This is a genomic window from Halorussus marinus (genome assembly GCF_004765795.1).
Classification (GTDB): domain Archaea; phylum Halobacteriota; class Halobacteria; order Halobacteriales; family Haladaptataceae; genus Halorussus; species Halorussus marinus.
In genome coordinates this window covers 266666-280296 of record NZ_SBIV01000004.1, presented here as the reverse complement: position 1 = coordinate 280296, position 13631 = coordinate 266666, and the positions used below count along the sequence as shown (strand labels likewise).

Sequence of the window (13631 nt, the reverse complement as noted above, 5' to 3'; positions counted from 1 at the left end):
GCTGTTTCAATTAACCCTTCTATTAAAATATGGTCCTTTTCGGGATGGAAGTACCGTTCGATTCTCCGCTGTCTCTCGTCTTTTCGGCGTCGTGGGCAGGTTGGGGTCGGGGTTTAATCCTGTTCATTGCGGTGCTTTTGATCGGTGCTACAACGGCGGTGTCTTTTCGCATAGCGGGGACAAGCCACCGATTTTCACCATCGCCGACCGTGGCACTCGACAGCGGTACGTGATCCCAGCGAAAGCCGCAGACGAATCGACGATTCGACTCCTGCTGGCCGACCGCCAGCAGGAGTCGCTGACCGTGTATACCGATGGCTTTCGGGCGTACGAACCACTCGAAGCGGACGACGCATCCGACCGCAAATACGTCGTCCACAGCGACGGCGAATACGCCGATGACGAGGTACACGTCAACACTTGCGAGAGCCAGGCGTCGCAGGTTCGACGGGTGGCTCTCGCCTCACCGAGGTATCTCCAAAGACAAGTTGACACAATATCTCAGAGGTTTCAGCTACGCCCTGAGCTGTTTCGAAAACCCGGCCGAGACGGTCTCAAGCACGCTGTTCGAGCGACGCTGTGAAATCAACAATGTGCTACGGATGAGCGTACGAAAATCGCTCTTGCGTAGATCATTGCTGATGGACTACAGTGTTGCGATTTTCGGCTGTGAGGATTGAATCGTGAGTCCACGGTAGAGGTGCTTAGGAAATCAACTAGCGTTCCTACTCAACTAGTGACGACTGTACCAACGATCTCCTACAGAAGAGCGTATTATCCAGTCACGTGGTGTCGGCATCGAGTGTCGCAGGGTTTATGCGCCCTTCACGATATTCGACCACCATGACTGACGTACGCGAGGCGACTGACGATCTCCTCGCGGAGAAGCCGGAGCTCGAATCCGACCTCCGCGAACTCCTCGCGGTAGACGAGCGCGCCGACGGGTGGACGTTCGATGACGTACCGTTCGACTCGGGAACCTTCGGCGAGCTGGTCTCGCGGGACATCGTAACGAAAGCGGGCGGCGAGTACGAAGTCGTCGATCCGGACGCTGTCCGAGCGAGTCTGGACGGCGACGACGAACCGGACGATGGCGATCAATTGAGCAGGTCAGCGTTCTCGTCGCTCTGGCTTCCCTCCGTGTCGCGGGAGACCGCTGGCGCGCTCGCCGGGGCACTACTGTTCGTTGCGGCAATGCGTGCCTACTTTGTGGGTCACGTGTTCCGCCCGGACGGCGTCCTGCTCTCCTCGAACGATCCTTACTACTACCGCTACTGGGTTGACCAGCTCTCGGCCGAGGCGGTCGGTATTTTCGACTTCAGCGTACTTTCGGATCTTCCCGGTGCTGTCGCGAACGGCGAACCGCTGATGGTCGCGACGCTGTGGTGGGTGACGAACGCCCTGGGTGGTGCGGACGCCAGCGGCGCGGTGCTGGCGTGGTATCCCGTGTTGTCGGCGCTCGTCGTCGGTGTCCTCGTGTACGCTATTGCAGTCCGGGTAACCGGCGACCGCCGTGTTGGTATCGCGTCAGTACTGCTGCTCGGGGTGATTCCCGCCTTTGCCTACCGGACGGGGCTTGGGTTCTCCGACCACCACGCGTTCGACTACCCATGGCTTGCGCTGACTGCCCTCGCGCTGGTAGAACTGGCGGATGTGGGACACCCTGAACTTGAGGATACGCGGACGTGGCTCGCGTCGGGCGTGCTCGGCGTCGCGGTCGCCGGACAGGTGATGGCCTGGGAGGCCGGTCCGCTGTTGGTCGGCGCACTGGGGGTTTTCGTTGCTGTTCGGACCGTGGCTTACGTCCGAGCGGGCGAGTCGTCGCTGGCCCCGAACGCACCGATCGTTGCGGGGCTAGCGTTCGCATCGGTACTCTCTCATCTTGCCCATACCGCATTCGGATGGCACTCAGAGGTAGTCACATACTCGCCCGCGCTGGTGCTTGTCGGGGTCGTTGGGGTGTCGCTTATTGGGGAGGCGTTCTATCGCAGGGAGTTGCCTGCATTTGCTTTCGGGACGACCGAGGTCGCAGGCGCACTAGGTGGGTTAGCAGTGTTACAGCTATTTTTACCGTCGTATATGGACGTGTTGATGCAGCGGCTTGATTTCCTGCTTTTCCGGACGGGAATAGCTGAAAACCGCTCTATGTTCGGTGGTGGACCAATTCAACTGCTCCTCGGCCCGCTATTAGAACTCGGGTTCGTTTGGGTACTCGGTTTCCCAGTGCTAATCTATGCCGGCTGGCGAGCGTACCGTACTAATCACTCTTCGTGGCTCGTCGTTGTGACCTACGGCGGGTACTTTCTGGTGCTGGCGGCGCTCCAGCGACGGTTCGTCGGCGAGCTCGGGCCCTTCTTCGCCATCCTCGCCGGCTGGGGATTCGTCGCCTTCGCGGCAAAGATGGATATCGTCCGCTGGCCTGCGTTCGTGAACGGCGAATCGAAGTCGTCTCGCGGCGGTTCCGACGAAAGTCTGTCGCTTGGACTTCCCAGTCGGAGTACGATTACGACGCTCGCTATATTGTTCCTGTTCGTCACAAGTGCAGGCGCGGTCCAGACGACCGTCCGTCACGAGCAGGTGAAGATTGGCAGCGACAACTACGCGGCGGCCCAGTCGATTAACGCCTATGCCGACCATCGTGGACTGGAGTCTCCCGAGAACTACGTGTTGAGCAAGTGGGGTCGCAACCGAATGTACAACTACTTCGTGAACGGGGAGGCGCGGAGTTACGGGTTCGCAGATAACAACTACGAGCCGTTCCTCGCGGCGAACAATTCCGAAGCACAGTACCAGCGGCTCAACGATCAGGTCGGTTTCGTCATCACGAAGGATCTCGACCTTCCCGGACAAGTGCCGTCTGACATTATGTACTCCCGGCTTCACTTCCGGTTCGGGAGTGCGGGCGATGACGGTGCACCGGGTGTCGGCCACTATCGGACGGTGTACGCTAGCGACGACGGGTCGGTGAAGGCGTTCGCGCTCGTTCCTGGGGCGAACATTACCGGGACGGCTCCCGCTGGTGAAATCGTGACTGTCTCAACTGACGTTGAGATCGAAAACACCACTTTCGAGTACCGTCGGAGCGTTGAGACCACCCAGAACGGGACTTTCTCGGTGACTGTCTCGTATCCCGGCACCTACTCGGTCGGAGATCAGAGCGTTTCGGTGTCCGAGCGGGCGGTCGAGAACGGCGGGAACATTAGTGTGGAAGAATAGACGTCTTGGGGAATAATCATTTTCGTTACGAAGTGTAACTCGGCACTGTCTAGTTAGGCAAAATCGCCAGCGGGTAGGACGATGACCGTAGCTCATTTGGAGCAAAACCAGTGTCTGAACAGTGAGACGTACAGCCGGGAATCCCTGAGCGGCCCCAATTCGACCAGCTCGGCAAACATCTCGGCCCCAGTGCATGAATAGTGTTGCTCCACCACCGGTTAGAGAGGTACTCTCACGCCAATATTTCTACGAATCGCTTAACTAGACAGTGCCTGTAACTCCGTACTACCAAAGCCTGAACATCACGGAGCAGTATTCCGGTATATTAGCAGAATTGCGATTGAGGCTCGAAAACTCTCAAGCCGCTTGAATCTTGCGACTCGCTGCATACTTCGACCAGCTAGAACGGCAGTGCTTGGCTGACGAGATACGCGTCGCTCATGAGATTGTTGTCGGGTTCGCCGACCCTGTCTCACCCTCTCAGTATGCCAAGGTGGTGGTTGATCACGCAGTCGAGACAAAGAATAGAAACCCGCATCTAAAGAGGGTACCGTCATTGAGTCTAAAGCTATTTAATACTCCAGTGAGGGCCAACAGTACATGAAAGCAGTCGTACTCGCGGCCGGCGAGGGAACTCGCCTGCGGCCGCTGACCGAGGACAAGCCCAAGGGGATGGTTGAGGTCGACGGAAAGCCCATTCTAACCCGCTGCTTTGAGCAGTTGGCCGAGCTCGGCGCCGACGAATTCGTCGTCGTCGTCGGCTACCGGAAACAGGACATTATCGACCACTATGGCGATGAATTCGATGGGATTCCGATGACCTACGCGCACCAGCGCGAACAGAAGGGGCTCGCCCATGCCCTGCTGACTGTCGAGGAGCACATCGATGACGACTTCATGCTGATGCTCGGCGATAACGTCTTTGACGCGAACCTCGGCGACGTGGTCAACCGACAGCAGGAGGACCGTGCGGATGCTGCCTTCCTGGTCGAAGAGGTGCCCTACGAGGACGCCGGTCGGTACGGCGTCTGTGACACGAACGATTACGGCGAGATAACTGATGTTGTCGAAAAGCCTGACGACCCGCCGTCGAATCTCGTGATGACTGGTTTCTACACGTTTACGTCAGCTATCTTCCACGCCTGTCATCTAGTGCAGCCGTCGAACCGGGGCGAGTACGAGATTAGCGAGGCAATCGATTTGCTAATCCAGAGCGGCCGGACGATTGACGCGATCCGGATGGACGGCTGGCGCATCGATGTTGGCTATCCCGAGGACCGTGAGAAGGCCGAGAAGTTGTTGCGTGGTGAGGATATCGAAGTAGATGAGTCAGACGCGGTTGAGGCGTCCGTGAACTGACTGTGACAAACTCGGTGGCTTTTTGTAAGGGGAATTCGGGGACTCGAACATAATGGAGATCCTCGTGACGGGCGGCGCGGGCTTCATCGGTGGTCACCTCGCTGAGCAGTTTGCCTATAACGGCCACGACGTAGTCGCGCTCGACAACTTTGAGCCGTACTACGATCTCGGCATCAAGGAACACAACGTCGAACAGGGTCGGCGTGCAGCCGAGGAGAGTGACGGTAGTTACGAACTGATTCAGGGGGATATTCGTGATGAGGAGCTTATCGACGAGTACGTCGGCGACGCTGACTTCGTCTTCCACCAGGCCGCGCAGGCGGGCGTTCGGACGAGCGTCGAGCAGCCCCAGAAGGTCAACGAGATCAACGTCGATGGGACGCTGAACGTACTGGAGGCAGCCCGCAATTCCGACACCACGCGCGTGGTCGTCGCGAGTTCCTCGTCGGTGTACGGCAAGCCCAACTACCTACCGTACGACGAGGAGCATCCGACGACGCCCGTGAGCCCCTACGGCGCGTCGAAGCTCGCCGAGGAACAGTACGCGCGCGTGTACAACGAGGTGTACGGGCTGCCGACGGTGTCGCTGCGGTACTTCACGGTGTACGGCCCGCGGATGCGCCCGAATATGGCCATCTCGAACTTCGTCTCGCGGTGTATGAACGGCGAGCCGCCCGTTATTTACGGAGAAGGGACCCAAACCCGGGACTTTACGTACATCGACGACGTGGTGCGTGCGAACGGGACGCTGCTGGAGACGAACGCGGCGGATGGCGAGGCGATGAATATCGGCAGTACGGACAACATCGAGATTCGAGTGCTGGCCGAAGAAATCCGAGACCAGCTCGCGCCGGAGCTAGATCTGGTGTACGACGAGCGCAACGACGCCGATGCCGAACACACCCACGCCGACGTCTCGAAGGCGAGAGAGCTGCTCGATTACGAGCCGACGACGACAATTCGAGAGGGCGTCGAGCAGTTTACGGAGTGGTATCAAGAGAATAGAGACTGGTACGAACCGCTCGTGCGGAAGTCGTGAGGTATTAAATCACTATACAGAGGCGGTACTTCATAGCTTTTAAGCTGACTGGGTGTGGGGGATAGCGTGATGGTCTCCGGTCACCGGTACCGCGTCGTGAGCGTCGGGGGAACCGTCGCCGCGGCTGTGCTCGGCGTCCTCGTCGGTAACCTCCCCGTCGTCCAATCGGAGGTGACGACTCACATCCCCCTCGTGCGACGACTATCGCCCGTTGTACTAGGAGGGGGCGATCTAGTGATAGCCCTTCTAACTACAGTTGCCATGGTCACGGCGAGTTTCGTTCCGCTTTTCAAGCCTCGTCCACGGCGGTTGCTGGATACGGTCTTGCTCGTCCAGAAGCGAGTGGTTCTCTCGGGATTCGCACTCGCAGCAATCAGCTATGCAAACTACTCGTATCGACTGCCACGCGCTACGCTTGGGGTGGCCGTGATGACAATGCTAGTCGTTCTTCCGCCGTGGTTCGTAGCAATCGGTCGTCGGCCTACAGGTAGCAAACGTGCTGTGGTAGTCGGCGACGACATCGAGGAGATACTAGAGGTACTCGAAGCCATCGACATGCCGGTCGTCGGCTACGTCGCGCCGCCGAGTCCGTATGAGACCGAGACGGACCCCCGACTCGCCGAGAACCCCGTCGTCGCTGACGGGAGCGGATGGTCGCCGGACGCCGTCGAACGGCTCGACGGCCTTTCGCAACTCGACGAGGTCTTCGTTGAGTACGATGTCGATACGGCAGTGTTGGCGTTCGACCGGACCGACCGGGCCGAATTCTTCGGCGCGCTCCACGCCTGCCACGAACACGGCGTCAGGGCGATGGTCCACCGCAAGCACTCCGACACCGTGCTGACGCCGGGCGATGCGGACGACTCCGTCGTGGAGATCGACCTTGAACCGTGGGACTGGCAGGACCGGTTGCTGAAGCAACTGTTCGACGTGGCGTTCGCCGGAACGGCGCTGCTGGCCCTCTCTCCGATTATCCTGCTCATTGCGCTTGCCATCAAAATCGAGGGACACGGTCCCGTGTTCTACACGCAAGAGCGGACGTATCGATTCGGAGATACCTTTCAGATATACAAGTTCCGGACGCTCAAGCCGGAGCCAGAGGAGAAGGTGAGTTTAGCTATCGAACGAGATCGGAAGACGCCCCTTGGCGAGTTCCTCCGGAAGACCCATTTGGACGAGATCCCCCAGCTGTGGTCGATCCTCGTCGGCGATATGAGCGTCGTCGGACCTCGCCCTGCGATAACCGAACTGGAGCCTGAATACGAATCTGAGGTGAACATCTGGCGACAGCGATGGTTCGTCAAACCGGGACTGACCGGGCTCGCGCAGATCAACGACGCGACGGGGAAAGAACCGGCCGAGAAGATCAGGTACGACATTGAGTACATCCGCAAGCAGTCGCCGTGGTTCGACGTAGAGATCGTGGTCCGGCAGTTCTGGCAGGTGTTCGAGGACCTCCTCGAAATTAGAGCGGACGAGCGCGAGAAGTAGGCGCGCTAATCGAGAAATGGAGACGGTTATCGAACGAAACCCGGATCAAAGTTACCGACGGGGAGTCGAGTTGAGTTGCTCCTCCTCACGTCGTTTCACGGACTGTTTCAGTGCAGCGGACTCATCGCCGAGCGTGACGACTTCCGCATCACTGTCGACCGAAACGGCATCGCGCGTGTCAAATATCAATGGGGTACGAGCCGTGATTGCGTCTATATCGAATGCCTCGTGATCGACGAGGAGCACGACGAGGTCCGCGTCCTCAAGGGGAACCTCGGCCGTCGATTTGACGACTGCGAGGTCGCTCTCGACCGCGTCCACGTGGGGGTCGACCGCGATGACGTTCCCGTCGTGGTCGAGGCGCTCCGAGATCTCGAGCGCTGGCGAGCGGCGGGTGTCGCCGACATCGGCTTTGTATGCCAGTCCGAGGGCGACGATCGAGGCTTCGCAGGGCTCAACGCCGCGCTCGGCGAGCACATGCTCGATTCGCTCGACCACGACCGAGGGCATCCACTCGTTGATGCGCTGGGCCTCGTCGACGAGCGAGAGTTCGGTGCCGAGTTCGGACGCCCGCCACGTGAGGAACTGCGGGTCGATGGGGATGCAGTGGCCGCCGACGCCGGGACCGGGATAGAACGCCTGGAAGCCGAACGGCTTGGTCGAGGCGGCCTCGATGGCGTTCCAGACGTCGGCGTCGAACCGTTCGGCGAACGCGGTGAGCTCGTTGACGAGTGCAGTGTTCACCATCCGGTAGGTGTTCTCTAGGGTCTTCGTCAGTTCGGCGGTCGTCACGCTATCGACGGGGTGCGTGTCCGTGACGAACGCCTGGAAGAGCGTGGAGGCAGCGGTGCGAGCGGTCTCGTCGTCCGCACCGACCACGAGGGGAATCTCCTCGACCGGGACACCCCCGCCGGGGTTGAGTCGTTCGGGGACCATCGCAATGTGGGTTCGGTCGGGGTCGCAGTGCTCGTGGAGGGTGGGCTCGACAACCTCGTTCGTCGCGCCTGGATAGACGGTGCTGCTAACGACGACGAGGGTGTCACGGTCGCCAGCCTGCTCGCCGACCGTCCGCGTCGCACTCTCGACGGCGTCCATTTGGGGTTCTCCGTTCGAGATGCCCGTCGGGACTGCGAGTACGTAGGCGTCACAGTCGGTGACGACGGATGGGTCGTCGTCGGGCGTGAACCCCGCGTCGAGGGCAGTCAAGAGTTGGTCGTCGGACACGTCGTCTACGTAGCTCCGACCCTCTTTGAGGGACGCGACGCGATCGGTGTCAATGTCGAAACCAGCGACTGAGTAGCCTGCATTCGTGAATTCGAGGCTCAGGGGAAGACCGACGTAGCCGAGGCCGATGACGCCGATTCGCGCGTCTCGGTCTTGGAGTCGCGTCTGGAGGTCGTTTGCTGGACGGTCCGTCATTCCGCGACGACCTCCTCAGAGGTTCGCTCGTCGATCACGTCGGTCAGGATCCTGTCGAGGTCCGCCTCCGGAGTCCAGCCGAGCGTCTCACGGAGTTTCGTCACGTCGGGTTCACGTTGGTCCGGCTCTTCGAAGTCCTCGCCGTACACCTTCTCGAAGGGAACGTGGGTGATCTCGGAGTCGGAGTCGGTGAGCTCGATCGCGCGGTCGGCGAGGTCGTTGATGGACGTCGGGTCGGGTGCGCCGACGTTGAAGATCTCACCGTGGGCGTCCTCGTTTTCAAGGAGTTCGTGGGTGAGTTCGACCGCGTCCGCGACGTGGGTGAAACTCCGTGTCTGGGTGCCGTCGCCGTAGACGGTGAGGTCCTCGCCCGCGAGCGCCTGCTCGACGAACGTCGGGATCACCATCCCGTACTGCCCGGTCTGTCGCGGGCCGACGATGTTGAAGTACCGACCGATGACGACCGGAAGGTCACGTTCGTCGGCGTAGGCGAGGGCAAGGAATTCGTCGGTCGCCTTCGCGGTCGCGTAGCCCCAGCGAGTCGTCGTCGTCGGGCCGTAGACGGCGTCGTCGGACTCGCTGAAAGGTACGTCCTCGGACTTGCCGTACACCTCCGACGAGGAGGCAAGGAAGACCGGGGTTCGGTCTTCGGCTGCGGCTTCGAGGACGTTCTCGGTTCCCTCGAGATTCGTCTTCAGGGAGTTAAGCGGATTCTCGACGATGTTCTGCACGCCGACTGCGGCTGCGAGGTGGTAGACGGCGTCGGCGTCGCCGACTGTCTCGCGGACGGTCTCGGCGTCACGGATATCTCCGTCGCGGACCTCAACTCGGTCAGTGTCGAGGTGGTCGAGGTTACCGGCATCCCCGGTCGAAAAGTCGTCCAAGACGAGTATTTTGTCGTTCGACTCGTCGAGTAGGTGATCGGCGAGGTGAGAGCCGATGAAACCTGACCCACCAGTAATGAGAATGCTCATGTAATATCCTCCGTCCATTTGTTTCCTACAGCTACGGTCAGTAGGCCATACCTGCTGTAGAGGGTTCCGTGATTAATCAACGATAAGACGTAGTTGAATGACTCCATATCAAGGTTCCTATTCCGGGTCCACCTCCTGTGGCGCGGTCTAATCCAGTCGAGAGCATGTGTAGTACTGATGTACATCGTCACGTTGATACCTGCATACTAGCAACCGAACAGCAAATGCGGATCCTTCGCGTCGCACAGAAGTTGTACCCCGATACCAAGGGTGGCGGACAGTACCATGTCCACGCCATGAGCCGAGACCAGGCCGAGATGGGCCACGACGTGACAGTGTTGACGACGAAAGAGGGCCCCGACCTACCCTCGGTCGAGGAAACGTGCGGTTACACGGTAGTTCGCCTCTCGCCGGGCGTGACGATTGCTGGTAACGACATCTCCCCGGCCGTTGCGCGGTATCTGTGGGGTATCGATGGGGAAGAGTTCGACGTAATTCACGCTCACTCGCATCTGTACTTCTCGACGAACTTGGCCGCGCTAAAGCGACGACTGGGAGATGTTCCGCTCGCGATCACGAATCACGGTCTGTACTCGCAGTCTGCGACAGAGCGGGTGTTCGACGCGTATCTCCGGACGCTGGGTCGGTGGACGTTCGAGCAGGCGGACGTGGTGTTCTGTTACACAGAGACAGACAAACGACGCGTGCGGGATTTAGGAGTGCGCTCGCGGATCGAAGTTGTTCCAAACGGAATCGACACTCAGCGGTTCACGCCGGACGGACCAAAGAGCGATTTGATCGAAAGTGAGAGCTTAGTGGTGCTGTTCGTGGGTCGATTAGTGAAAGGTAAGCGACCCGAAGACGCGATTAGGGCAGTGGCTCGCCTTCAGGAGCAACACCCAGAGATCAACCTGTACCTGTGCGGCGATGGCCCGCTGCGCGGAACCCTTGAGGAACTCGTTGCCAAACTTGGTATTTCGGAGTCCGTTTACTTCCTCGGACACGTCCCCTACGACGAGATGCCGAGAGTGTATCGGAGCGGAGACGTGCTGGTACTCCCGAGCAGGGCCGAGGGACTACCGCGGACAGTGCTGGAAGCGATGGCGTCGGGAGTTCCAGCAGTGTGTTCGCAGTTGGACCAGCTCCGTGAGCTCGTCGATGGGCGCGGCGAACTGGTCGACATCAAGTCAACGGAAGCGTTCGCTCGAAGCGTCAACAACTGGCTCGAAACCGACGAGGTCCCAACGTCGGTTGCGGGCGTTCAAGAATGGGAGACGACGGTCGAGCAAACGACAAGCCAACTACGGTCGCTCGTTCACTGAAGGTACCCGAGATCCTCGAGTTGTCGTTTCGTGTCGTCTTTCATCGCGACCGATCCATCGACGGTGGCGTGTTCGAACGAACCGAGCCAGTCGTCGAGGTCGGCTTCGAGCGTGGACGCCCAGTCGGGATCCTCGTTGCTACAGTCGGTCGTCTCCTTCGGATCCTCACCAATTCGGTAGCACTCTCGCGACCCGTCCGAACCGCGTATGAGTTTGTGGTCTTCCGTCCGAATTGCGCGAAGCGAGCGGTCGTAGGTTCGCACCGATTCGGGGAGTGTCCCGACGCGTTTTTCGAGCGCGTCCATCGATGGTTGGGGAGCCATGTACTCCGCGATTACGTGGTCGCGGGTCGGGTCCGCGTCCGGGTGGAACGATTGCCCTTGGAACTGGGCTCGCATCTCGTGTGCGTCGATGTCCGCGACGTCCAGTAGCGTCGGTGCGAGGTCCACGAGTTGAACGAGGTCGTCGACGGTTCCGCCGCCTTCGAAGGGGCCGCCGTTGATGACCAGCGGAACGTGGAGCAGCGTATCGTAGAGGCAGTACTGGTGATCCATGAGACCGTGGTCTCCTATGTTTTCACCGTGGTCACCCGTGACGACGAACACGGTGTCTTCCCACTCACCCCTCTCTATCAGTTCGTCACGCAGTTCTCCAATTCGCTGGTCCAGATACGAGATCTCGGCTCGGTACAGTGCGCGAAGTATCTCGAAGTCACTTTCGGACATTTCAACGTTCCCTGCGATGTACCCCCAGGCGTCCTGTGGGACCTCCATCGCTTCCTCGAAGGGACAGCCGTCCGGGAGGAACCGCTCGGCGTGTGCCTTCGGCGGCTGGTATTCGAGATGCGGTTCGAGGTAGTTCACGAAGAGTAAGAACGGTCGGTGGGTGTCGCGGTCGTCGAGCCAGTTGGAAATCCACCGGTTGGTTCGCTTCGCGCCGTAATCGTCGCTTTTTCGCACGAACTTTCGGTATGCTGCGTTCACGAAATTGATGAAAGGATTTCCTCCGATAATTTCTGAAGCAACGGCTTGGATTTTCCCCCACCCTTCGGTTTTACGGATAGTTTCTGTGAGATCCACGTCCGACTGGAGGTATTGCCATGTCTTGTAGAACGTCTTGAATCCCTGCCCAAATCCAAACTCGTCGTTGATCCACGTATTATTCGAAATTGCAATGGTTTCGTATGATGCGGAATGGAAGGTTTCTCCAAGTGTTGCCAACCTTCCGTTCAGTTGTTTGTGGCCTGCATGTGCGCCATGCTTCGATGAGTAAGTTCCAGTGAAGAGCCCTGCATGGGAAGGAAGTGTCCATGGAGCAGTAGCAAATGTGTTTGAGAATTGGGTTCCTGACTTTGCGATATCCGTTATATTCGGTGCATTTTGTGGTATTATTTCATTAGCGCAGGCAGTATCCATCACCACTAGTACGATGTTAGGAGAATTCATGAGTCAGCGATTTTAGGTGGGTTTGTCTAAGCGTTCAGCTAGCATTAAACCAACTAACGGGATTTAGACGTAACGATATTCAGATGGGTGAGTCATCGACTCAAATCCTTAAAGTAAAGTATTACAGGTGCAGAGGAGCCATTACAATGAGTGACCGTACGACCGTCCTTTTTTTCCACACTGCTTACGAATCATTTGGTGGTGCATCGCAGATGCTCCTCCGATTACTAACATCAATTGATCGAGACAAGTTTCTTCCAATTGTTCTTTCGCAGTCTTCTGATGAGTTATGCCAACGTGCAGCAGAACAAGGAATCGAAGTCGAAATCGTTCCCTTTCGTGGGATATTAGACACATATAATCGAGAGCTACTTTCGTTCTCACCCGCTAAGGTGATGAAAACAGGGGCTCGGATTTTCCAATTTAACGTTGAGGCTAAATATTTACTTAAGAAATCTGATGTTATATGGTGTAAAAACATTCGTGAAGTCCTTACTCTCGTCCCAAATACATTCGTTGTAGATGCATCTATCATCTGGAATATCGGGCTCGGACTCCAATCAAAGGGTAAAATGGCATATCTGAATGAACTGGGACTACGAGTCGCAGATACTGTATTCATGGAGTACGAAGAGCAAGCGGACCAAGTATTTACAAATAGACAACAAAATACTTATAGTAATAAATTCACTTTTTTCCATAAAGGAATAGATGTGGATGAGTTTTCTCCATCAAAACAACCAAGTCCTGGGGAATTCCCGACAGTGATTGGAACTGCTGCTGTGCTTTCCGAAAGGAAGGGAATTGAGTATCTCATCGAAGCAATTGAAGATCTGTACAAAAATGGCATGAGTATCGAACTGCGAATTGCTGGTAAGCCACCAAATGTCAGTGATAGCCCATATAAACAACGACTTGAGAATAGAGTAAAGGAAAAGGGAATAGATGATATCGTGACCTTTGTCGGTTGGGTTGAAGACATGCCCACGTTTCTCGACGACCTTGACGTGTTTGTGCTGCCGTCGTTTGGTGAAGGGATACCCGGTGCTGTACGGGAGGCTCTCGCCATGGAGCGTCCTGTCGTTGCTACTGACGTCGGTGGCACTAGCGAGGTCGTTCAAGACGGTGAAACGGGATTACTTGTCGAACCTGGAAATGCCCAATCGATAACGCAAGCATTAGGAACGCTCATCGAAAACCCCGGGTATGCGACTGATCTTGGGACTTCTGGGCGCGAACATATTGTTCAGGAGTACTCTATGGGACGCTATGTCGAACGATATGAGAAATTGCTCGAATCCCTTGCCACGTAGTTAGAAACAGTATTCCTAGAAACAAGCATGTTACTAACCAAGGACGCTCAATG

9 protein-coding genes and 1 pseudogene are annotated in these 13631 nt (G+C 57.7%); 7 read left to right on the top strand and 3 right to left on the bottom strand.

The features are described from left to right. Positions 1-166: 166 nt before the first annotated feature. From EPY72_RS10500 to EPY72_RS10480, 5 genes and pseudogenes are all read left to right on the top strand, one after another. Positions 167-583, top strand: a pseudogene (locus tag EPY72_RS10500) (IS1595 family transposase); the annotation flags it as partial. A gap of 260 nt (positions 584-843) precedes the next feature. Continuing rightward, a complete protein-coding gene (locus EPY72_RS10495) occupies positions 844-3216 on the top strand; it encodes an STT3 domain-containing protein (protein WP_135806376.1) in 2373 nt (790 codons plus the stop codon). Positions 3217-3816: 600 nt separating this feature from the next. Beyond that, a complete protein-coding gene (aglF, locus tag EPY72_RS10490; protein ID WP_135806375.1) occupies positions 3817-4575 on the top strand; it encodes a UTP--glucose-1-phosphate uridylyltransferase AglF in 759 nt (252 codons plus the stop codon). A gap of 52 nt (positions 4576-4627) precedes the next feature. Continuing rightward, a complete protein-coding gene (locus EPY72_RS10485) occupies positions 4628-5614 on the top strand; it encodes a GDP-mannose 4,6-dehydratase (protein WP_135806374.1) in 987 nt (328 codons plus the stop codon). 69 nt (positions 5615-5683) lie between these two features. Continuing rightward, positions 5684-7105 (top strand): sugar transferase, encoded by a 1422-nt coding sequence (locus EPY72_RS10480; protein WP_135806373.1) that lies wholly within the window; start codon positions 5684-5686, stop codon positions 7103-7105. A 51-nt stretch (positions 7106-7156) separates the two neighbouring features. Here the strand turns inward: EPY72_RS10480 and EPY72_RS10475 are convergent, their stop codons facing one another. Next, entirely contained in the window at positions 7157-8524 is a 1368-nt protein-coding gene (locus tag EPY72_RS10475; RefSeq protein WP_135806372.1) for a nucleotide sugar dehydrogenase, read from the bottom strand. Continuing rightward, positions 8521-9498 carry an NAD-dependent epimerase/dehydratase family protein gene (locus EPY72_RS10470; protein ID WP_135806371.1) on the bottom strand — a complete coding sequence of 326 codons (978 nt, stop codon included), beginning with the start codon at positions 9496-9498 and terminating at the stop codon, positions 8521-8523. The genes EPY72_RS10475 and EPY72_RS10470 overlap by 4 nt, the downstream gene beginning before the upstream one ends. Before the next feature lie 224 nt (positions 9499-9722). On the opposite strand from EPY72_RS10470, the gene EPY72_RS10465 reads away from it, so the two are divergent. Then, complete coding sequence (locus tag EPY72_RS10465; RefSeq protein WP_135806370.1) at positions 9723-10820, top strand: glycosyltransferase family 4 protein; 1098 nt, start codon at positions 9723-9725, stop codon at positions 10818-10820. Here the strand turns inward: EPY72_RS10465 and EPY72_RS10460 are convergent. After that, positions 10814-12265: a sulfatase gene (locus EPY72_RS10460; RefSeq protein ID WP_135806369.1), complete on the bottom strand. Its 1452-nt coding sequence runs from the start codon at positions 12263-12265 to the stop codon at positions 10814-10816. The two genes, EPY72_RS10465 and EPY72_RS10460, sit on opposite strands and share 7 nt — an antisense overlap. Positions 12266-12411: 146 nt before the next feature. On the opposite strand from EPY72_RS10460, the gene EPY72_RS10455 reads away from it, so the two are divergent. Further along, positions 12412-13578 (top strand): glycosyltransferase family 4 protein, encoded by a 1167-nt coding sequence (locus EPY72_RS10455; protein WP_135806368.1) that lies wholly within the window; start codon positions 12412-12414, stop codon positions 13576-13578. The last annotated feature ends 53 nt before the right edge of the window (positions 13579-13631 follow it).